Below are 21,187 nucleotides of genomic sequence, written 5' to 3'. Positions count from 1 at the left end.
ATTTACGGTTATGTATTAAACGCGCTCAGGTTCAGCTCACGCATCGCCCCCATCCAGATTGCGTAGTCGGTGTGGTCCTTGAGGTCGTCGCCAGTGTCCGGATGCAGGAATACCACCAGACCATTGCGATGAATCACCAGCCAGGGCAGCACCACGCCGATGTATTCGACGTCGAACGTCAGCTGGCAGCTCCAGTCCGGGTGCGGGCCCACTGGCCGTTCGTGCAGGCGCCCCATGCGCAACGGGAACAGCGCCGCGGCGTCTTCGCACAACGTGCGGGCCTGCTCGAGGGTGCTAGCGTCGAAATAGATATGGGCGTGATAGCCCTTGATGCGTTGCATGGCGGCCTCCATAGCGAATGTGCGCCAGATGCTAGACCGCAATCGAGGGCAGGGCCAGTCCGCTCAGCGATTGTGCGCTGCTGGCCTGTTCGGCCAGCAGCCAGTCGACAAATCGCTCCACCAGCTGCCCGCGTCGTTTGCGCTGGGGCTGCACCACGTAATAGCCGAAGCGCGAGATCACCGTGTCGCTGATCGGTCGGCACAGCCAGTTCTGTTCCAGCAGGTTATCCACCAGGTGTCGCCAGCCGATGGCCACGCCCTGACCGGCAATCGCCGCCTGGATCAGTAGGGTGTAGTTGTCGAAACGCAGCTGGCCGGGCGTGGGTGCCGCGGCAATCCCCAGCTCGCGGAACACGCCACCCCAGTTGAACCACTGGCTGTTGGTCTCCTGGCGCAGGTGCAGCAGCGGGTACTCGGGCAAGGTCTGCACGGTCAGTGGCCGCGTCTGATCCTTGAGCCACTGCGGGCTGCACACCGGGAATACTTCCTCGTTGAACAGCCACAGGCTGTCGCCCTGCTTGAAGCGGCCGTCGCCAAACAGCACGGCCACGTCGATATCACTGCGCAGGCTGGCGTGGTTGCGCTCGCTGGTCACCAGGCTCACGTCCACCTGCGGGCAGGCCTCGTGAAAGCGGTGCAGGCGCGGCATCAGCCAGTAGGCGGCGAAGGCAAAGTCGGTGGCCACCTGCAGCACTTCGTGCTGGTCCTGCTGGGTGATCGCGCTGAGGCCCTGATTGATGCCCTGCAAGCCGCCCTGTACATGCTCGAACAACAGCGCGCCGGCATCGGTCAGTTCAATGCCGCGATAGATGCGATCAAACAGGCGGATCGCCAGTTGTTCTTCGAGGCGCTTGATCTGCTGGCTGATCGCCGGTTGGGTGGCGCCCAGTTCCATCGCCGCTGCCGTAAAACTGCGGTGGCGCGCTGCGGCTTCGAAGGCGCGCAGCAGGTCGAGGGACAAGTCGCCGAGGGCTTCATACATAAGCTGTGCTTATCCTAGACATTGCTTTTCATGGGCTTTACCCCATTTTTCATGGGCTGCATGCTCAATGGCATAAACACCGCCTATGGAATGCCGATAGATCATGAAGCGCAAGAACATTCTTTTCATCATGGCCGATCAAATGGCCGCGCCGATGCTGCCGTTCTACGGACCTTCCCCGATCAAGTTGCCCCACCTGAGCCGTCTCGCCGCCCAGGGCGTGGTGTTCGACGCCGCCTATTGCAACAGCCCGCTGTGCGCACCGTCGCGCTTCACGCTGGTCAGCGGCCAGTTGCCGAGCAAGATCGGCGCCTACGACAACGCGGCGGACTTCCCCGCCGATGTGCCGACCTACGCCCACTACCTGCGCCGCCTGGGCTACCGCACCGCGCTGTCGGGCAAGATGCACTTTTGTGGCCCCGACCAGTTGCACGGTTTTGAAGAGCGCCTGACCAGCGACATCTACCCCGCCGACTACGGTTGGGCGGTGAACTGGGACGAACCGGATGTGCGCCCCAGCTGGTTTCACAACATGTCGTCGGTGCTGCAGGCCGGGCCTTGCGTGCGCACCAACCAGCTGGATTTCGACGAAGAAGTGGTGTTCAAGGCCCAGCAGTATCTGTTCGATCACATTCGCGAGGACGGCGACCGGCCGTTCTGCCTGACCGTGTCGATGACTCACCCCCACGACCCGTACACCATTCCCAAACCGTTCTGGGATCTCTACGACGACAGCGACATTCCGCTGCCCGTGACGCCTGCGCAGAATGACCTCGACCCGCATTCCCAGCGCCTGCTCAAGGTGTATGACCTGTGGGACAAGCCGCTACCGGTCGACAAGATCCGCGATGCGCGCCGCGCCTATTTCGGCGCTTGCAGCTACATCGACAGCAACGTCGGCAAGCTCCTGCAGACCCTGGAAGACACCGGCCTGGCCGACGACACCCTCATCATATTCTCCGGCGATCACGGCGACATGCTCGGCGAGCGCGGCCTCTGGTACAAAATGCACTGGTTTGAAATGGCCGCTCGCGTGCCGCTGCTGGTGAGTGCGCCGGGGCAGTTCGCGGCCGGCCGCGTCACCTCGGCCGTGTCCACCGCCGACCTGCTGCCGACCCTGGTGGAACTGGCCGGCGGCGAGCTCGACCCGCGTCTGCCGCTGGATGGCCGCTCGCTGGTGCCGCATTTGCAAGGCAAGGGCGGGCACGACGAGGTGTTTGGCGAATACATGGCCGAAGGCACTATCAGCCCCTTGATGATGATTCGACGGGGCGCCTGGAAATTCATCTACAGCGAAGACGACCCGTGTCTGCTGTTCAATGTGCACAACGACCCGCACGAGCGGGAAGACCTTGCCCAGTCACCGGAACACCGGCCGCTGTTCGAGGCGTTTTTGACAGAGGCGCGGGCCAAATGGGACATCCCGGCGATCCACCAGCAGGTGCTCGCCAGCCAACGCCGTCGCCGCCTGGTGTTCGAGGCACTGACCCAGGGCAAGCTCAAGAGCTGGGACCACCAGCCGCTGGTGGATGCCAGCCAGCAATACATGCGCAACCACATCGACCTCGACGACCTGGAGCGCAAGGCACGTTATCCACAACCCTGCCAGAACCAATAAACAGACAGAGGGAAGGTCATGCAAAAGTTGACGGTGATACTGGGCATTCTGGCGCTGGCCAGTGCCAATGCGCACGCGCAAGCAGGCTGTGAAACGGTGAAGATGGCGGATCCTGGCTGGAGCGACATTGCCGCGACCAACGCCATTACCGGTTTTTTGCTGACGGGCATGGGCTATAAACCCAAGGTCGATACCCTGGCGGTGCCGATTACCTTCGGCGGGCTCAAGGATGGCAAGGTGGATGTGTTCCTCGGCAACTGGATGCCGGCGCAGCAAGGCTTCTATGACAAGTTCGTGGCCAATGGCGATGTGGTGCAACTGGCGAAAAACCTCGACGGCACCGAGTTCACCCTGGCCGTGCCGGATTATGTCTGGGACGCGGGCGTGCATGATTTTGCCGACCTGAACAAGTTCGCCGACAAGTTCGACAAGAAGATTTACGGCATCGGCTCCGGCGCACCGGCGAATATCTCGCTGCAGGAAATCATCAAGAAAAACGACTTCGACCTGGGTCAGTGGAAGCTGATTGAATCGAGCGAACAGGCGATGCTCGCCGAAGTGTCGCGGGCGGTGAAGAAGCAGCGCTTCGTCACCTTCCTTGGCTGGACGCCGCACCCGATGAACGTGCAATTGAAGATGCATTACCTCAAGGGTGGCGAGCAATACTTTGGCGACACCGGCAGCGTGTACACCCTGACCCGCAAGGGCTACGCGCAGTCGTGCCCGAACGTGGGCAAACTGCTGACCAACCTGAGTTTTACCCAGGACATGGAGAACAGCATCATGGCGCAGGTGGCCAACGACAAGGTCAGCAACGCCGATGCCGCGAAGGCGTGGATCAAGGCCAACCCGGCGGTACTGGACAAATGGCTTGATGGGGTGAAGACCGTGGACGGCAAGGACGCGCTGGCGGCAGTAAAAGCCCAGCTGTGAAGCGCCACCGCTGCCCCCTTTGTGGAATGGGCTTGTGTAGGCGCTGGCTTGCCTGCGATGGCATCGCCTCGGTGTTACTGAAATACCGAGTTGCCTGCATCGCAGGCAAGCCAGCTCCCACATAACCCCTCCCACACGGGTCAGTGGGTGCTGATAATCTTGAGTCAAACCTTTCAAGCCGAGTTACAGATGCCCCGGCCTACTCGTTACACACTCTTTCCCTTCCTCGCCTGGCTGCCACATCAAACCCGCGCCAGCGTTGGACGCGACGCGCTGGTTGGTCTGAGCGGCGCGGTACTCGCCCTGCCACAGTCGATTGCCTACGCGCTGATTGCCGGCCTTCCCCCCGAATACGGCCTGTACGCAGCGATCCTCCCGGTGCTGATCGCCTGCCTGTGGGGTTCGTCCTGGCACCTGATCTGCGGGCCCACGGCGGCGATTTCCATCGTGCTCTACGCCAGCGTCAGCCCTTTGGCCGTACCGGGCTCCCGGGACTACATCAGCTTGATCCTGCTGCTGACATGCCTGGCCGGCGTGTTCCAGTGGTTGCTCGGCCTGCTGCGCTTCGGTGCGCTGGTGAATTTCGTCTCGCACTCCGTGGTACTCGGTTTCACCCTTGGCGCTGCTGTGGTCATCGCATTGGGGCAGTTGCCCAACCTGCTGGGGCTTGAGTTGCCGAGCCAGACCACCGCCCTCAACAGCCTGCTGGCACTGATCGAACATCGCGGCGAGTGGGACCACGCCTCGCTCATCCTGGGCCTCAGTACCTTGCTGCTGGGCGCGCTCCTCAAGTACCGGGTGCCGCGCTGGCCAACGCTGTTGATCGCCCTGACCCTGAGCAGCCTGGCCGCATGGCTGTGGCCGGCGATGTTCGGGCAGGTGGCGCGGGTGAGTGGGTTTATCGGCAAGCTGCCGCCATTCAGCCCGTTACCGCTGGACCTGGACGTGATCCTGCGCCTGCTGCCCAGCGCCGTGGCGGTGGGCATGCTGGGGCTGGTGACCAGCCTGTCGATTGCGCGCGCCTTGTCGGCGCGCTCGCAGCAATTGCTTGATGCCAACCAGGACGTTCGTGCGCAGGGCTTATCCAATATGGCCGGCGGATTTTTCTCCGGCTATTTGTCAGCCGGCTCCTTCACCCGTTCGGGCCTCAACCTTGAAGCGGGCGCCTGCTCGCCGCTAGCCGGGGTGTTCTCGGCGCTGTGGGTGGCGTTGTTTGCGTTGTTTGGCGCAGCGCTGATCGCCCGGATCCCGATCCCGAGCATGGCGGCGAGCATTCTGCTGATTTGCTGGGGCCTGGTGGACCGACGCGCCATTGGCGCCTTGTTCCGGGTCAGTCGCGCGGAGTTCGTGGTGATGAGCCTGACGCTGCTGGCGACCTTGCTGTTGGAATTGCAGACGGCGATTTACGCGGGGGTGCTGGCTTCGCTGTTTTTCTACCTCAAGCGCACGTCGCAACCCAGCGTCCAGCATTGGCGCGACGGTGAAGAAGATGTGCTGCGGGTGGGCGGATCGATCTTTTTTGGCGCCAGCCATTACCTGCAGGTGCGCCTGCAACGGCTCGCGGGCAAGCGGGTGGTGATCGAGGCGCAGCAGATCAATTTCATCGACTATTCGGGGGTGGAGATGCTGCACCAGGAAGCACGGCGGTTGCAGGGCTTGGGGCGTAGCCTGACCTTGCGCCAGGCTCGGCCACAGGTGGTAGAGGAGCTGAAAAAACTGGAAGGCGCCGACCGTTGCCCCATCCATTTCGAAGGCTGAGCCCCTCCACAATTGGAGGGGTGTCAGGCCAACTGTCGGCGCAGTTCAGCCAGCACCGGCGCCGAATCCGGGCGCACACCGCGCCACAGGAAGAACGCTTCGGCCGCTTGCTCAACCAGCATCCCCAGGCCATCCATCGCAACCGCCGCACGGTGTTCAGTGGCCCAACGACAGAACGCGGTAGGCTGCTGGGCATACATCATGTCGTAGCAAAAGGTCCTGCCCGGCTCGATCAGGCTTCCCGCAATCGGTGGTACATCGCCTGACAAGCTGGCCGAGGTGGCGTTGATGATCACGTCCACCGGCTCTCGCAGCCAGTCGAAACCGCTGGCCGACACCGGGCCCAGGTCGTCGAACAGCTCGGCGAGCGATTCAGCTTTTTCCACGGTGCGGTTGGCGATGATCAGCGAGGCCGGTCGCTCGGCCAGCAACGGCTCCAACGCACCCCGCACCGCGCCACCGGCGCCCAGCAGGAGGATGCGCTTGCCTTGAAGCGTCAGCCCGGCGTTGACCGTCAGGTCGCGCACCAGGCCGGCGCCATCGGTGTTGTCGCCCAGCAAAGTGCCATCGCCCAGTTGGCTCAGGGTGTTCACCGCGCCGGCGCGCCGGGCGCGTTCGGTCAGGCTGCTGGCCAGGCGAAATGCCTCTTCCTTGAACGGCACGGTGACATTGGCGCCCCGGCCCTGCTGAAAGAACTCACGGGCACAACCGGCGAAATCCTCCAGCGGCGCAAGCAACGTGCTGTAGTCCAGTTGCTCGCCGGTTTGCTCGGCGAACATCCGGTGAATCAACGGCGACTTGCTGTGGCCGATGGGGTTGCCGAACACCACGTAACGGTCCATCACAGGGCTGCCTTGGGCGGCGTAACGCCCAGCCAGTCACGGTCCTGCAGAAAGTAGTCGGTGAGGCGCGCTTCTTCGCTGCCGGCTTCGGCCTTCCAGTCGTAGCTCCAGCGCACTTGCGGCGGCAACGACATCAGGATCGACTCGGTACGCCCGCCCGATTGCAGGCCGAACAGGGTGCCACGGTCGTAGACCAAGTTGAATTCGACATAGCGGCCCCGGCGGAACTCCTGGAATTGGCGCTGCTGCTCGGTGTACGCCATGGCCTTGCGACGCTGCAGGATCGGCAGGTAGGCGTCAATGTAGGCATTGCCGATGGCCTGCATGAACGCAAAGCAGGTGTCGAAATCCCACTCGTTCAAGTCATCGAAGAACAGCCCGCCGATGCCGCGCGGTTCATTGCGGTGCTTGATGTGGAAGTAGGTGTCGCACCAGGCCTTGTAACGCGGGTACACGTCGGGGCCGAACCGCGCGCAGGCCTCTTCGGCCACGCGGTGCCAGTGGATGCAGTCTTCCTCAACACCGTAGTAGGGCGTGAGGTCGAAGCCGCCACCGAACCACCACACCGGCTCTTCGCCTTCTTTTTCAGCGATGAAAAAGCGCACGTTGGCGTGGGACGTCGGCACATGCGGGTTGTGCGGGTGGATCACCAGCGACACCCCCAGCGCCTCGAAACCGCGACCGGCAAGCTCCGGGCGATGGGCACTGGCGGAGGGCGGCAAACCGCTGCCGAATACGTGGGAAAAGTTGACGCCGCCTTTTTCGATCACCGTACCGTTCTCGATCACACGGGTGCGCCCACCGCCGCCGGCAGGGCGGGTCCAGGCGTCTTCGATAAAGCGAGTGTCCGTCTCGAAAGCTTCCAGGGCGCTGCAGATGCGGTCTTGCAGGTCGAGCAGGTAGGCTTTGACAGCCTCGGTGCGGGTAGTCATGAGATCACCTTGAATCGGGCAAAGCTGCGCGAGGCCATGGGGCGTCGGCGGCAAATGGGCGCACAGGATAACACCGCACCCGCTGCCGCCGCAGTTGACGAAGATCACGCTTAGGAGTCCGATAGGAGGCTACGCGAATTCGAACTTGAGGAGATGTGCAGATGGCCAAACGTATCCAGTTCAGCGCCCATGGCGGCCCCGACGTGCTCGAGTATGTGGACTACACGCCCGCAGAGCCCGGCCCACAACAGGTACGGGTGCGCAACGAGGCCATCGGCCTGAACTTCATCGACACCTATTTCCGAAGCGGCCTCTACGCCCCGCCGGCCCTGCCATCGGGCCTGGGAGCAGAAGGCGCGGGCGTGGTCGATGCGGTGGGCAGCGAAGTCAGCCAATTCAAGGTGGGCGACCGCGTGGCCTACGGCAGCGGTCCGCTCGGCGCCTACAGCCAATTGCATGTGCTGCCGGCCGCCAACCTGGTACACCTTCCGGACGATATCAGCTTCGAACAGGCGGCCGGCGCGATGCTCAAAGGCCTCACCGTGCAATACCTGTTGCGCCAGACCTACGAGGTGAAGGCAGGCGAAACCATCCTGTTCCACGCCGCCGCTGGTGGCGTGGGCTCCCTGGCCTGCCAGTGGGCCAAGGCCCTGGGCGTGAAGTTGATCGGCACCGTCAGCTCGCCGGAAAAAGCCGCGCTGGCCAAATCCCTCGGCGCCTGGGAAACCATTGACTACAGCAAGGAAGACGTCGCACAGCGTGTGCTGGAATTGACCGACGGCAAAAAGGTGCCGGTGGTGTACGACGGCGTGGGCAAGGATACCTGGCTGACGTCCCTGGACAGCGTAGCGCCCCGGGGTCTGGTGGTGAGCTTCGGCAATGCGTCGGGTGCCGTGGACGGGGTGAACCTGGGGATTCTGTCGGCGAAGGGCTCGCTGTATGTCACCCGGCCAACGCTGGCGACCTACGCTGGCAACGCGAAGGACTTGCAGGTGATGGCCGATGATCTGTTTTCGATGATCAAGAGCGGCAAGGTGCGCATTGATATCAACCAGCGCTATTCGCTGGCGGAGGCGGCGAAGGCGCAGACGGAGTTGTCGGGACGGCGGACCACAGGGTCGACTATTTTGTTGCCCTGAGGACCTCATCGCGGGCAAGCCCGCTCCCACAGGTTGACCGAGTTGGAATGCGATCAAGTGTGGGAGCGGGCTTGCCCGCGATAGGCACAACTCGGTCTCAGGAAGGCCGCACCACCTCACCCGTGACCAGGTTGCGAATCAGGCTCGGGTTCTTGCGCCCACCCAACGCGCCCCCCAGCACCCGATCCACCTGCCCACGGAAATACTGCTCCACGCGAATGCGCGAGCGGGCGGCCGGGCGGCCCTGGGGGTTGGCCGAGGTGGAAATCAAAGGCCCCACCAGCGAGCACAGGTCTCGTACCAGCGGGTGATCGGTGACCCGCAGCGCGACGGTGTCATGCACACCGGTCACCCATTCGGGCAACAAATCCTGATGAGGCACCAGCCAGGTGTTAGGCCCCGGCCAAGTGCTGGCCATGCGGTCGATCCAGTCCTGCGGGAAGTCTTCGAACAGAAAGTCGAACTGGCGAATCGTGTCCGCCACCAGAATCAGGCCCTTGTCCACCGAGCGGTTCTTGATCGCCAGCAGACGGTCCACCGCTTCTTCGTTCCACGGGTCACAGCCCAGGCCCCAGACGGCTTCGGTTGGATAGGCGATCACTGCGCCTGCGCGAATATCCCGTGCGGTTTCCAGCACACGCCACCTGTTGACCATTTGCTCACTCTCCAGACAAAAGCTCTGCGCAGTTTACCGATCTTCCCTACAAAACCCAGCTACAAAACCTTGTTATAAAACCCGGCAGCGCGCAAGCCAGCGCCCGCTTTCGCAGATCACCTGACCTTCGAGCTCCAGTTCCGTGAGGGTGGCGAGCACCTGGGACAACGGCCGCCCGCTGGCCATCGCCAAGGCCTCGCTGGTGTGGGGTGCGGCGTGCAGCAGCGCCACCAGCGGATGGGTGACCGGCAGGGGTGCAGGGCGTGACAAGGCCTGCCAACCGCGCAATGCTTCGAGGATATGTTCGATGGTCTCCACCAGCACCGCGCCATCGCGGATCAACTGGTGACAGCCCTTGGCCCCGGGATGATGGATGGACCCTGGAATCGCATACACCTCACGCCCTTGCTCGGCCGCCAGTTTCGCCGTGATCAGCGAACCGCTGGCCATGCTCGCTTCCACTACCAGCACCCCCAGCGACAGACCACTGATGATGCGATTGCGTCGCGGGAAGTTGCCGGCCTGGGGCGCAGCGTCCAGCGGAAACTCGGAAACCACGGCGCTGCCCTGGTCAATCATCGCTGCGGCGAGCCGTCGATGGCGCTGTGGATAAAGATTTTCCAGGCCTGTGCCGAGTACACCGATTGTCTGACCACCCACGTCCAACGCGGCCTGATGCGCAGCGCCATCAATGCCCAGGGCCAGGCCGCTGGTGATGACAAAACCGGCGCTCGCCAGGCTGCGGGAAAACGCGGCAGCGGTGTCCATGCCGGGACGCGAGGCACGCCGGCTGCCGACCATCGCCAGTTGTGGTTTTTCCAGGATCAGCGGGTCGCCGGCGACGAATAACAGCGGTGGCGCGTTATCGATCTCGGCAAGCAGCGCGGGGTACTCGGGTTGGTCCCACATCAGTAAATGCTGGCCCGCACGCTCAAGCCAGGCCAATGCCACAGCGGCGCCCTCGCGAATTTCGGGGCTGCGCCGGGCGTCGGCACTGCTGGCCGGCAAGCCGAGTGAACGCCAGGCACTGGCCGGCGCACTGATGGCGCTGGAGGCCGATCCGAACGCTTCGATCAGCAAGCGAAAACGCTTCGGACCGAGTTCAGGCAACCTGTGCAGGCGCAGCCTTGCTTCCAGTTCGGACGGGGATATTTCGTGGTGGTTTGGCGCAAGCATAGGATCATCCTTGATCGGAACAAGTTGTGGATAACTCTGTTGGTAACTTATTTAGCAACCTACTCATTGTGTTTGGCGGCAGTCTCGAAACGGTCCTGTACCGCCAACGGTTGGGAGGCATTGAGCACCAGGCCGTAACTGAGTTTTTCGTAGGTGCGAAACACCAGCAGGGTGCCGGCGCGAGCATCAGGAAGTGTCACCAACGCGCCGGTGAGGGCGTCACGCACGCGGGCGCCGGCTTTGATCACGTTGAGCAGCTGGCCTTCGGCCAAGCCATCCCGGCGCCCCTTGTTCAGCGTCACGGCGTCCAGCACGCCGATCTGGGTCACACCCTTGGGGACATCGATGATCGTGCCTTCGATGAAAGGCCCGGGTTGCGCAACGTCCAGGCTATGCAGCGCAATGGGCGAGGGCGCACGGAACAGGCGGTCGCCGGGACGTATCTCCTGAGTGATCCGCTGAACGGCAAGCGTGCTGAGGTCGCCGGCGGTGATGAAACGCGCAGTGCCGATGTCATCGGCGTTAACGCCCAACAACTCCTGGGTGCGAGGATCGGTGTAGGCCTTACCGCGTCGGAATATTCCGTAAATGGGCTGCGAAGGATCCAGGTTGCCCCTGGCATGCACGCGTTCATCGTTGGCACCCAGCACACGACCGGTGCCCGCCGCGATGATATAGGGCGCGTTGTCCAGGTCCTGGGGTGAGTCGAAAATGCGGTTGTGCAACAAAAAACGCTGGATGGCCTGTTGCGTGGTGTGATCCAGGCGTGGGCCTGGCGGCGGGATCAGGGCCGTGGCAAGCGGGGCCCAGAGCAGCAAGACGAGTAGCGATTTCCTCATGGGGTGAATCTCCTTTATTATGTGCGTTCGCGTGAAACGTCAGGGCCTTCGCGGCTTTCGAACGTTTCACACCGGCTGTCTGGGTCCATCCCACCGCCGATTTGCCTCTACCTCACATGTGCAGCAATTACGCTTATGGCTATTTTGAACATCCTCGAATTTCCCGACTCGCGCCTGCGCACGATCGCCAAGCCGGTGGCCGTAGTGGACGACAAGGTTCGTCAGTTGGTCGATGACATGTTTGAAACAATGTATGAAGCACCGGGCATCGGCCTCGCCGCGACCCAGGTCAATGTTCACCTGCGCGTGGTGGTCATGGACCTGTCGGAAGACCGCAGCGAACCGAAGGTGTACATCAACCCCGAGTTCGAGCCGCTCACCGACGAGATGGGCGAGTACCAGGAAGGCTGCCTGTCGGTGCCGGAGTTCTACGAGAGCGTCGAGCGCCCGCTGCGTGTGAAGATCAAGGCCCTGGACCGCGACGGCAAGCCCTTCGAACTGATTGCCGAAGGCCTGCTGGCGGTGTGCATCCAGCACGAATGCGACCACCTCAACGGCAAGCTGTTTGTCGACTATTTGTCCACGCTCAAGCGTGACCGGATCAAGAAGAAGCTGGAAAAAAAGCATCGCCAGCAAGCTTGATGCCCTCCTTCCAAAGGCTTGCTGCGGCAAGCCTTTTTCTTTTGTGACTGTTTTTAACCGAGACTTCCCATGACCGAGCCACTGCGCATTGTTTTTGCCGGTACACCCGAATTTGCCGCCGAACACTTGAAGGCGCTGCTTGCCAGCCCTCACGCGATCGTCGCGGTGTATACCCAGCCGGATCGCCCGGCCGGGCGCGGGCAAAAACTGATGCCGAGCCCGGTCAAGCAACTGGCGCTGGCGCACAACATTCCCGTGCTGCAACCGCCGACGTTGCGCAACGCCGAGGCCCAGGCCGAACTGGCCGCACTCAAGCCCGACCTGCTGGTGGTCGTGGCGTACGGCTTGATCCTGCCGCAGGCGGTGCTGGATATCCCACGCCTGGGTTGCATCAACAGCCACGCGTCGCTGCTGCCACGCTGGCGCGGTGCCGCGCCGATCCAGCGCGCAATAGAAGCCGGTGACCGCGAGAGCGGCGTCACCGTGATGCACATGGAGGCAGGCCTGGACACCGGCCCGATGTTGCTCAAGGTCACCACGCCCATCACCGGCGAAGACACTGGCGGCAGCCTGCACGACCGCCTGGCCGAACTGGGCCCGCCCGCTGTGATCCAGGCCATCGCCCGCCTCGCCGACGGCACCCTGCCAGGCGAGGTGCAGGACGACAGCTTGGCCACCTACGCCCACAAACTGAACAAGGACGAAGCGCGCATCGACTGGAGCCGCCCGGCCGTGGAACTGGAGCGTCTGGTGCGTGCGTTCAATCCGTGGCCGATCTGCCACAGCACGTTGAACGGCGAAGCCTTGAAAGTGCTGGCGGCCACCCTGGCCGAAGGCGAGGGCGCGCCGGGTGAAATCATCGGCGCCAGCAAGGACGGTCTGGTGGTCGCGTGCGGTGAACAAGCGCTGTGCCTGAACCGTCTGCAACTGCCCGGTGGCAAGGCGCTGAATTTCAGCGATTTTTTCAACAGCCGTCGTGAGAAGTTTTCCCTGGGCACCCTCCTTGGGGTGGCCGCGCAATGAACCCACGTCTGGCTGCCGCCAAGGCCCTGGCCGCCGTCCTCAACGGCAAGGCTTCGCTGAACAGTTCTCTGCCGCCCCAACTGGACAAGGTGGAAGACCGCGACCGCGGCTTCACCCAGGATCTGGCCTTTGGCACTGCCCGCTGGCAGCCGCGCTTGTCGGCGTTGGCGGCCAAACTGCTGCAAAAGCCGTTCAAGGCTGCCGATGCGGACGTGGAGGCGCTGTTGCTGGTGGGCCTTTATCAACTGCTGTACACCCGCGTGCCGGCCCACGCCGCCATCGGCGAAACCGTCGGTTGCGCCGACAAGCTGAAAAAGCCCTGGGCCAAGGCGCTGCTCAACGCCGTGCTGCGCCGCGCCCAGCGTGAAAGCGAAACCCTGCTGGTCGAGCTTGAGCACGACCCGGTGGTGCGCACCGCCCACCCGCGCTGGTTGCAAAAATCCCTCAAAGCGTTCTGGCCCGAGCATTGGGAAGCGATCTGCGCCGCCAACAATGCACACCCGCCGATGATCCTGCGGGTCAACCGTCGCCATCACGGCCGTGACGCCTATTTGCAACGGCTCACCGATGCCGGCATTGCAGCCGCCGCCTGTGTGTATAGCGTGGATGGCATCGTGCTCGAAGCGGCTGCCGATGTACGCAGCCTGCCGGGCTTTGCCGAAGGCTGGATCAGCGTGCAGGACGAAGCCGCGCAACTGGCCGCCGACCTGCTCGACCTCGCCCCCGGCCAACGCGTGCTGGACGCCTGTTGCGCGCCTGGCGGCAAGACCTGTCACATCCTCGAAGTCGAAAAGGACCTGGCCGGTGTCGTCGCGGTGGACCTTGAGGCCAAGCGCCTGGTGCGCGTACGGGAAAACCTCGCGCGCCTGGGCCTGAGCGCCGAGCTGATCGCGGCCGATGGCCGTGACACTGCCACCTGGTGGGACGGCAAGCCGTTCCAGCGCATTCTGCTCGACGCGCCATGCTCGGCCACCGGTGTGATCCGCCGTCACCCGGATATCAAGCTCACCCGACAAGCTGACGACATCACCGCCCTGGCCGTGCTGCAAGGCCAATTACTGGACGCGCTGTGGCCGACCCTGGAAGTGGGCGGCATTCTGCTCTACGCCACATGCTCCACGTTGCCGACCGAAAACACCGAGGTCATCCAGGCCTTCCTCGCGCGCACCAGCGGTGCGCGCGAGCTGGACCTGGCCACCACGGCCGGCGTCAAGCAGCCCCACGGCCGTCAACTGCTCGCGCAGGAAGGCGGACACGATGGCTTCTACTACGCCAAACTGATCAAGATCGCCGCCGCACGCGGCTGAACGGTTTTAAGGGAGTGAGCGGATGAAAATCATCATCCTCGGGGCAGGGCAGGTGGGTGGCAGCCTGGCCGAACATCTGGCCAGCGAAGCCAACGACATCACCGTGGTCGATACCGATGCCGAGCGCCTGCGCAACCTCGGCGACCGCCTGGACATTCGCACGGTGCAGGGGCGTGCGTCGTTTCCGACGGTGCTGCGCCAGGCCGGCGCCGACGATGCCGACATGCTGGTCGCCGTGACCAACAGCGACGAAACCAACATGGTCGCCTGCCAGGTCGCCCACACCCTGTTCCATACACCAACCAAGATCGCCCGCGTGCGCGAAGCGGCCTACCTGACCCGCGCCGGCCTGTTCGACAATGACGCGATTCCGGTGGACGTGCTGATCAGCCCGGAACAGGTGGTCACCCACTACATCAAGCGCCTGATCGAAATTCCGGGCGCCCTGCAGGTGATCGACTTCGCCGGAGGCAAGGCGCAGCTGGTAGCCGTGAAGGCCTACTACGGTGGGCCGCTGGTGGGCCAGCAACTGCGCCAGTTGCGCGAGCATATGCCCAATGTGGAAACCCGCGTGGCCGCGATTTTCCGTCGTGACCGACCGATTCTGCCCCAGGGCGACACGGTGATCGAGGCCGATGACGAGGTGTTTTTCATCGCGGCCAAGGCGAATATTCGTGCCGTGATGAGCGAAATGCGGCGGCTGGATGAGACCTACAAGCGCATCGTGATTGCCGGTGGCGGGCAGATTGGCGAGCGCCTGGCCGAGGCCATCGAAAGCCGCTATCAGGTCAAGATCATCGAGATGAGCCCTACACGCTGCAGGCATCTGTCCGACACCCTCGACAGCACCGTCGTGCTGCAAGGCAGCGCCTCGGATCGCGACCTGCTGATGGAAGAGAACATTGCCGATGCCGATATTTTCCTGGCGCTGACCAACGATGACGAGGCCAACATCATGTCCTCGCTGCTGGCCAAGCGACTGGGGGCAAAGAAGGTGATGACCATCATCAACAACCCTGCATATGTCGACCTGATTCAGGGCGGCGATATCGACATTGCGATCAGCCCGCAACTGGCGACCATCGGCACCTTGCTGGCCCATGTGCGGCGTGGCGACATCGTCAGCGTGCACTCTCTGCGCCGAGGGGCGGCGGAGGCCATCGAGGCGATTGCCCACGGTGATTCGAAGTCGAGCAAGGTGATCGGCAAGGCCATCCGCGACATTGGCCTGCCGCCGGGCACTACCATTGGCGCGATCATTCGCGACGAGGAAGTGCTGATTGCCCACGATGACACGGTCATTGCCGCCGGTGACCACGTCATCCTTTTCCTTGTGGATAAAAAACATATCCGTGACGTGGAGAAGTTGTTCCACGTGGGATTGAGCTTTTTCTGATCGAACGGAGTGGGTGCGATGCTCGAATCCCTGGAAAAAATGCTGGCCAAGGGCGTGGATAATTCACTGCTGCGCTTTGGCTTGGGCAAGGGTTATCTGGATAGGAAGGACAACGCCAGAGCGGCCGAGCATCTGCACAAGTGCGTTGAGTTCGATCCGACGTATTCGGCGGCGTGGAAGTTGTTGGGCAAGGCCCATGCCGGCTTGGGTGATAGCGCCGCAGCACAGCTGGCGTGGGAGAAGGGCATCGAGGCGGCCCTGGCCCATGGCGACAAGCAGGCCGAAAAAGAGATGGCCGTGTTCCTGAAGAAACTCGACCGCCAGGCTTGATGCAGCCCTCTGTGGGAGCTGGCTTGCCTGCGATACGGGCGACTCGGTCTTTCAGGGGCACCGAGGTGATGCTATCGCAGGCAAGCCAGCTCTCACATTTGATCTCCATTGGCCGGGAGATCAAGGCTGCATCAATACCAGCGCGCTTCGCCCGGCGGACGTTTCTTGAAGCGCTTCATGCTCCACATGTACTGGCTCGGGTAGGCGCCGACATAGCGCTCCACCACCTTGCTCATCGCCGCGCAGGACGTGGCGGTGTCGGTGCTGTACATGTCTTCGGGCGCCGCTTCCAGGATCACTTTGTAGCCCGAGCCATCCGGCAGGCGCAGGGCGTGCAGGAATACGCCTACCGCTTTGTGGCCGGCCAGCATGTTCGGCACGAACTTGCTGGTCAGCGCCTGGGTGGCGAAGAACGGCACGAAAATCCCGGCGGACTCGGCCGGTTCCGGGTCGGCGGGGATGCCGACCTGGCCGCCTTTGCGCACTTCCTTGATCACGCTGAGAATGCCTTCCTTGGTCGAGGCCGCCACGCGGTTGCCCAGTTGCACGCGCTGTTTGCGCAGCAATTCATCCACCGCCTTGAGCTTGGGCGGACGGTAGAAAATGATCGGTTTGCATTGGCTGCAATAGAAGTGATTGAGCACTTCCCAGTTGCCCAGGTGGCTGGTGATGCCAACCACGCCTTTGCCCGACGCCAGCGCCTGATGCAGCACCTCCAGGCCCTCGACTTCACGCACCAGGTCGATGGAGCGCTGCGCCGGCCAGATCCAGGCGCAGGCGCTTTCGGTGAGGGACTTGCCGATGTCCATGAGGCTGCGGCCCACCAGGCGCTCACGCTCGGCAGGGTCCATGGCCGGGAAGCACTTGGCGAGGTTGATCCGCACCGTGTCGCGGGAGCGGTTCGGGGTTTTCCACATGATCCAGCCGATGGCCGTGCCGACAGCCTGGACAGCGCGCCAGGGCAGCAGGGCAAATACTCGCAGAGCGCCTACCAGCAAGGCGCCTTTAAACTTTTCCACAGGTCACTCCTGATCGTGTGTGGTGCGCAAAACCGGCATTCTAACCGGCGTTGGCCAGGTCCGCGTAACGATCGCAGTCCACGGTGTGGTCCATGACCATGCCACTGGCCTGCATGAACGCGTAGCAGATGGTCGGCCCGACAAAGGTAAAACCGGCTTTCTTCAAGGCTTTGCTCATGGCTTCGGCCTCGGGCGTAATCGCCGGGACCTCACTGCGGGCCTTGAAATGATTGACCTTGGGCACGCCGCCAACGAACGACCACAACCACTGCACCGGGTCTTCCAGCGCCAGCCAGGCCGCGGCATTGCGCCGGGTGGCGTTGAGCTTGAGACGGTTGCGCACAATGCCCGGGTCGAGCATCAGCGCGTCGATTTCGACATCGGTGAGCTGCGCCAAACGCGGCGCGTCAAAGCCGAACAACACCTTGCGGTAATGCTCGCGCTTGCGCAAAACGGTGATCCAGGACAGGCCGGCCTGGAACCCTTCGAGCAAAAGCAACTCGAACAAGCCCTGCGCATCGCGCAGCGGCGTTCCCCACTCTTGATCGTGATAAGCCATGTACAGCGGATCTTCAGAACACCAAAAGCAGCGTGGCATAAGGCTCCAGGGGATGGTGGCGCGGCCGAATCGGGTATACTCCCGCTCTTTAAATCGCAGCCCAAGTAACAGGTGAATTTCGTGAGCCAGCCTACGCCAGCCGTGCGTACCTTCCAAGACTTGATCCTCGCCCTCCAGCAATACTGGGCCGAGCAAGGTTGTGTGGTACTTCAGCCCTACGATATGGAAGTAGGCGCCGGCACTTTCCACACCGCTACCTTCCTGCGGGCCATCGGCCCGGAAACCTGGAACGCCGCTTATGTGCAGCCCAGTCGCCGCCCGACTGACGGCCGCTACGGCGAAAACCCGAACCGTCTGCAGCATTACTACCAGTTCCAGGTGGTATTGAAGCCCAACCCGGACAACTTCCAGGAACTGTACCTGGGCTCGCTCAAGCATGTGGGCCTGGACCCGCTGGTGCACGACATCCGTTTCGTCGAAGACAACTGGGAATCGCCAACCCTGGGCGCCTGGGGCCTGGGCTGGGAAGTCTGGCTCAATGGCATGGAAGTTACGCAGTTCACTTACTTCCAGCAAGCCGGCGGCATCGAGTGCTACCCGGTGACCGGCGAGATCACCTACGGTCTTGAGCGCCTGGCCATGTACCTGCAAGGCGTGGATTCGGTCTACGACCTGGTGTGGGCTGACGGCCCGTTCGGCAAGGTCACCTACGGCGACGTGTTCCACCAGAACGAAGTGGAGCAATCCACTTACAACTTCGAACACGCCAACGTCGACAAGCTGTTCGAACTGTTCGACTTCTATGAAAGCGAAGCCAAGCGCCTGATCGAACTCGACCAGCCGCTGCCGTTGCCAAGCTATGAAATGGTGTTGAAGGCGTCCCATACCTTCAACCTGCTGGACGCCCGCCGTGCCATCTCGGTGACCGCGCGCCAGCAATACATCCTGCGTGTGCGCACCCTGGCGCGTTCCGTCGCCCAAGCCTACCTGCTGGCTCGCGCCAAGCTGGGCTTCCCGATGGCAACCCCGGACCTGCGTGATGAAGTGTTGGCTAAGCTGGAGGCTGCACAATGAGTGCTCAAGATTTCCTGGTTGAACTGGGCACCGAAGAGCTGCCACCCAAGGCACTCAATACCCTGGCCGACGCGTTCCTGGCCGGTATCGAAAAAGGCCTGCAAAGCGCCGGCCTGAAATTTGAAGCGAAGAAGGTCTACGCCGCGCCGCGCCGTCTGGCCGTGTTGCTGACCGCGCTGGAAACCCAGCAGCCGGACCGCAGCATCAACCTCGACGGCCCGCCGCGTCAGGCCGCTTTCGATGCTGAAGGCAATCCGACTCAAGCCGCCCTCGGCTTCGCCAAGAAGTGTGGCGTCGAGCTCAGCGAGATCGACCAGAGCGGCCCGAAACTGCGGTTCAGCCAGGTGATCACCGGCAAGCCGACCGCCAGCCTGTTGCCGACCATCGTTGAAGACTCCTTGAATGACCTGCCGATTCCCAAGCGCATGCGCTGGGGTGCGCGCAAGGAAGAGTTCGTGCGCCCAACCCAGTGGCTGGTGATGTTGCTCGGTGATCAAGTGATCGACTGCACCATCCTCGCCCAGCAAGCCGGGCGCGATTCCCGTGGTCACCGTTTCCACCACCCGCAAGCTGTACGCATCACTTCGCCGGCCAACTACGCTGCCGACTTGCGCGCCGCTTACGTGCTGGCCGATGCCAATGAGCGTCGCGAGCTGATCAGCAAGCGCACCGAGGAGCTGGCCCGTCTGCAGGAAGGCACCGCCATCGTGCCGCCAGGCCTGCTCGACGAAGTGACCGCGCTGGTGGAATGGCCGGTGCCGCTGGTGTGCTCGTTCGAGGAACGTTTCCTCGATGTGCCACAGGAAGCGCTGATCACCACCATGCAGGACAACCAGAAGTATTTCTGCCTGCTGGATGCGGACGGCAAGTTGCTGCCGCGCTTTATCACCGTGGCTAACATCGAAAGCACCGACCCGCAGCAGATCATCGCCGGCAACGAGAAAGTCGTTCGCCCGCGCCTGACCGACGCCGAATTCTTCTTCAAGCAAGACAAGAAGCAGAAGCTCGAAGATTTCAACCTGCGCCTGCAGAACGTGGTGTTCCAGGAAAAACTCGGCAGCGTCTACGACAAAGCCGTGCGCGTCTCCAAGCTGGCGGCCTACATTGCCCAGCGCATTGGTGGCGATGCAGCCTGGTCGACACGTGCCGGCCTGCTGTCCAAGTGCGACCTGGCCACCGAGATGGTCGGCGAGTTCCCCGAGATGCAAGGCGTGGCGGGCTACTACTACGCCCTTAACGACGGCGAACCCAACGATGTGGCGCTGGCGCTGAACGAGCAGTACATGCCGCGCGGCGCTGGCGCCGAGCTGCCGACCACCCTCACCGGTGCGGCCGTGGCCATCGCCGACAAGCTGGACACGCTCGTCGGCATCTTCGGCATCGGCATGCTGCCCACCGGCAGCAAAGACCCGTATGCCCTGCGCCGTGCAGCCTTGGGCGTGCTGCGTATCCTGATCGACAAGAAGCTGGACCTCGACCTCGCCCAAGCCGTGGTGTTCGCGGTCGGCCAGTTCGGTGCCAAGGTCAAGCAGGCTGGCTTGGCTGAGCAAGTGCTGGAGTTCGTCTTCGACCGCCTGCGCGCGCGTTACGAAGACGAAGGCGTGGACGTCTCCGTGTACCTGTCCGTACGTGCCCTGCAGCCTGGTTCGGCGCTGGACTTCGATCAGCGTGTGCAAGCCGTGCAGGCCTTCCGCAAGTTGCCGGAAGCCAATGCCTTGGCTGCCGTGAACAAGCGGGTGTCCAACCTGCTGGGCAAGGCCGACACCCTCGGCACCGCCGACGTCGACCCGGGCCTGTTTGCCGATGCCAAGGAGTTCTCGCTGAACTCGGCTATCGCCAAGGCAGAAAACGCAGTGAAGCCGCTGATCGCCGAACGCAACTACGCCGAAGCCCTGGCGCGCCTGGCCACCCTGCGTGAGCCGGTGGATGCGTTCTTCGAAGCGGTGATGATTAATGCCGAAGATGCTGGCGTGCGGAAAAACCGCTACGCCATGCTGGCGCGTCTGCGCGGCCTGTTCGTCAACATCGCTGACATTTCGACGCTGAGCTGATCATGTTGAAACTGCTGATTCTCGATCGGGACGGGGTGATCAATTACGACTCCGACGCTTACATCAAGTCGGTGGCGGAATGGATACCACTGCCCGGGTCGATCGAGGCCATCGCGCAGTTGAGCAAAGCCGGCTGGACAGTGGCAATTGCCACCAACCAGTCCGGCATCGCCCGCGGCTATTACAGCATCGCTACCCTGGACGCCATGCACGCGCGCTTGCGCACGCTGGTGGCCGAGCAGGGCGGTGACGTGGGGCTGGTGGTGTACTGCCCTCACGGGCCGGATGAGGACTGCGATTGCCGTAAGCCCAAGCCTGGCATGTTGAAAATCATTGCAGAACATTACAAGGTACCGTTGGCTGGGATATGGTTCGTCGGGGACAGTCTCGGTGACCTGGAGGCGGCCAAGGCCGTCGACTCTCAGCCAGTTTTGGTCAAGACCGGAAAAGGCGAAAAGACCCAGGCGAAAAACCTGCCGGTGGGCACCTTGATTTTTGACGATCTGGCGGCGGTTGCCGCAGAACTTATCAACAACTAGCAGCAGCCCTCGACTTCCTGGCCAAGGACTGT

Annotated in this window: 21 protein-coding genes; 12 read left to right on the top strand and 9 right to left on the bottom strand. The window is 62.8% G+C overall.

What is annotated here, in order from left to right; all coding sequences use genetic code 11:
* Nucleotides 1–8: 8 nt before the first annotated feature.
* Nucleotides 9–341, bottom strand: a complete 333-nt coding sequence (locus H045_RS21250) for a DOPA 4,5-dioxygenase family protein (protein WP_003233643.1) — start codon at nt 339–341, stop codon at nt 9–11.
* Between the two features lie 31 nt (nt 342–372).
* Entirely contained in the window at nt 373–1,323 is a 951-nt protein-coding gene (locus tag H045_RS21245) for a choline sulfate utilization transcriptional regulator (protein WP_015373394.1), read from the bottom strand.
* Nucleotides 1,324–1,426: 103 nt separating this feature from the next.
* Here H045_RS21245 and betC point away from each other — a divergent pair, with 103 nt between their 5' ends.
* The 3 genes from betC to H045_RS21230 all read left to right on the top strand — a co-directional run bounded on the left by betC (nt 1,427) and on the right by H045_RS21230 (nt 5,632).
* Nucleotides 1,427–2,941 (top strand): choline-sulfatase, encoded by a 1,515-nt coding sequence (betC, locus tag H045_RS21240; protein ID WP_003233640.1) that lies wholly within the window; start codon nt 1,427–1,429, stop codon nt 2,939–2,941.
* Between the two features lie 18 nt (nt 2,942–2,959).
* Complete coding sequence (gene choX / locus H045_RS21235) at nt 2,960–3,874, top strand: choline ABC transporter substrate-binding protein (protein ID WP_015373393.1); 915 nt, start codon at nt 2,960–2,962, stop codon at nt 3,872–3,874.
* 189 nt (nt 3,875–4,063) lie between these two features.
* On the top strand, nt 4,064–5,632 hold the full coding sequence (locus tag H045_RS21230; protein ID WP_015373392.1) for a SulP family inorganic anion transporter: 1,569 nt from the start codon (nt 4,064–4,066) through the stop codon (nt 5,630–5,632).
* A 23-nt stretch (nt 5,633–5,655) separates the two neighbouring features.
* Here the strand turns inward: H045_RS21230 and aroE are convergent, their stop codons facing one another.
* Nucleotides 5,656–6,474 (bottom strand): shikimate dehydrogenase, encoded by an 819-nt coding sequence (aroE, locus tag H045_RS21225; RefSeq protein ID WP_015373391.1) that lies wholly within the window; start codon nt 6,472–6,474, stop codon nt 5,656–5,658.
* Nucleotides 6,474–7,406, bottom strand: coding sequence for an oxygen-dependent coproporphyrinogen oxidase (gene hemF, locus H045_RS21220; RefSeq protein ID WP_015373390.1), 933 nt, complete (start codon nt 7,404–7,406; stop codon nt 6,474–6,476). Before hemF ends, aroE begins: the two co-directional genes overlap by 1 nt.
* Before the next feature lie 161 nt (nt 7,407–7,567).
* Here hemF and H045_RS21215 point away from each other — a divergent pair, with 161 nt between their 5' ends.
* Nucleotides 7,568–8,545: a quinone oxidoreductase family protein gene (locus H045_RS21215; protein WP_015373389.1), complete on the top strand. Its 978-nt coding sequence runs from the start codon at nt 7,568–7,570 to the stop codon at nt 8,543–8,545.
* Nucleotides 8,546–8,642: 97 nt separating this feature from the next.
* On the opposite strand, the gene tsaC is transcribed toward H045_RS21215, so the two are convergent.
* The 3 genes from tsaC to H045_RS21200 form a co-directional block, all read right to left on the bottom strand.
* Nucleotides 8,643–9,200, bottom strand: coding sequence for an L-threonylcarbamoyladenylate synthase type 1 TsaC (gene tsaC, locus H045_RS21210; RefSeq protein WP_003233629.1), 558 nt, complete (start codon nt 9,198–9,200; stop codon nt 8,643–8,645).
* A 72-nt stretch (nt 9,201–9,272) separates the two neighbouring features.
* Nucleotides 9,273–10,376 (bottom strand): DNA-processing protein DprA, encoded by a 1,104-nt coding sequence (dprA, locus tag H045_RS21205; RefSeq protein WP_015373388.1) that lies wholly within the window; start codon nt 10,374–10,376, stop codon nt 9,273–9,275.
* Nucleotides 10,377–10,435: 59 nt separating this feature from the next.
* The gene (locus H045_RS21200; protein WP_015373387.1) at nt 10,436–11,215 is read right to left on the bottom strand and encodes a hypothetical protein; all 780 of its coding nucleotides are present in this window, start codon (nt 11,213–11,215) and stop codon (nt 10,436–10,438) included.
* A 135-nt stretch (nt 11,216–11,350) separates the two neighbouring features.
* Between H045_RS21200 and def the strand changes: the two genes are divergently transcribed.
* From def to H045_RS21175, 5 genes are all read left to right on the top strand, one after another.
* A complete protein-coding gene (gene def / locus H045_RS21195) occupies nt 11,351–11,857 on the top strand; it encodes a peptide deformylase (protein WP_003233625.1) in 507 nt (168 codons plus the stop codon).
* Between the two features lie 69 nt (nt 11,858–11,926).
* The gene (gene fmt, locus H045_RS21190; protein WP_003233624.1) at nt 11,927–12,880 is read left to right on the top strand and encodes a methionyl-tRNA formyltransferase; all 954 of its coding nucleotides are present in this window, start codon (nt 11,927–11,929) and stop codon (nt 12,878–12,880) included.
* Nucleotides 12,877–14,187, top strand: coding sequence for a 16S rRNA (cytosine(967)-C(5))-methyltransferase RsmB (rsmB, locus tag H045_RS21185; protein ID WP_015373386.1), 1,311 nt, complete (start codon nt 12,877–12,879; stop codon nt 14,185–14,187). Before fmt ends, rsmB begins: the two co-directional genes overlap by 4 nt.
* Nucleotides 14,188–14,209: 22 nt before the next feature.
* Nucleotides 14,210–15,583: a Trk system potassium transporter TrkA gene (gene trkA / locus H045_RS21180; protein WP_003233620.1), complete on the top strand. Its 1,374-nt coding sequence runs from the start codon at nt 14,210–14,212 to the stop codon at nt 15,581–15,583.
* A gap of 18 nt (nt 15,584–15,601) precedes the next feature.
* Nucleotides 15,602–15,913 carry a hypothetical protein gene (locus H045_RS21175; protein WP_003233618.1) on the top strand — a complete coding sequence of 104 codons (312 nt, stop codon included), beginning with the start codon at nt 15,602–15,604 and terminating at the stop codon, nt 15,911–15,913.
* A 131-nt stretch (nt 15,914–16,044) separates the two neighbouring features.
* Here the strand turns inward: H045_RS21175 and H045_RS21170 are convergent, their stop codons facing one another.
* Entirely contained in the window at nt 16,045–16,932 is an 888-nt protein-coding gene (locus H045_RS21170) for a lysophospholipid acyltransferase (RefSeq protein WP_003233616.1), read from the bottom strand.
* Between the two features lie 40 nt (nt 16,933–16,972).
* Complete coding sequence (locus H045_RS21165; protein ID WP_003233614.1) at nt 16,973–17,530, bottom strand: DNA-3-methyladenine glycosylase I; 558 nt, start codon at nt 17,528–17,530, stop codon at nt 16,973–16,975.
* 81 nt (nt 17,531–17,611) lie between these two features.
* On the opposite strand from H045_RS21165, the gene glyQ reads away from it, so the two are divergent.
* From glyQ to gmhB, 3 genes are read left to right on the top strand one after another with little or no spacing between them, the layout of a single operon-like run.
* A complete protein-coding gene (glyQ, locus tag H045_RS21160; RefSeq protein ID WP_003187265.1) occupies nt 17,612–18,565 on the top strand; it encodes a glycine--tRNA ligase subunit alpha in 954 nt (317 codons plus the stop codon).
* Nucleotides 18,562–20,616, top strand: a complete 2,055-nt coding sequence (gene glyS, locus H045_RS21155; RefSeq protein ID WP_003233612.1) for a glycine--tRNA ligase subunit beta — start codon at nt 18,562–18,564, stop codon at nt 20,614–20,616. The genes glyQ and glyS overlap by 4 nt, the downstream gene beginning before the upstream one ends.
* Nucleotides 20,616–21,155 (top strand): D-glycero-beta-D-manno-heptose 1,7-bisphosphate 7-phosphatase, encoded by a 540-nt coding sequence (gmhB, locus tag H045_RS21150; RefSeq protein WP_199858469.1) that lies wholly within the window; start codon nt 20,616–20,618, stop codon nt 21,153–21,155. The genes glyS and gmhB overlap by 1 nt, the downstream gene beginning before the upstream one ends.
* Nucleotides 21,156–21,187: the final 32 nt, after the last annotated feature.

It is taken from the genome of Pseudomonas poae RE*1-1-14, from assembly GCF_000336465.1.
Taxonomy (GTDB): Bacteria; Pseudomonadota; Gammaproteobacteria; order Pseudomonadales; family Pseudomonadaceae; genus Aquipseudomonas; species Aquipseudomonas poae.
This window is presented reverse-complemented; position numbering and strand designations above follow the sequence as displayed.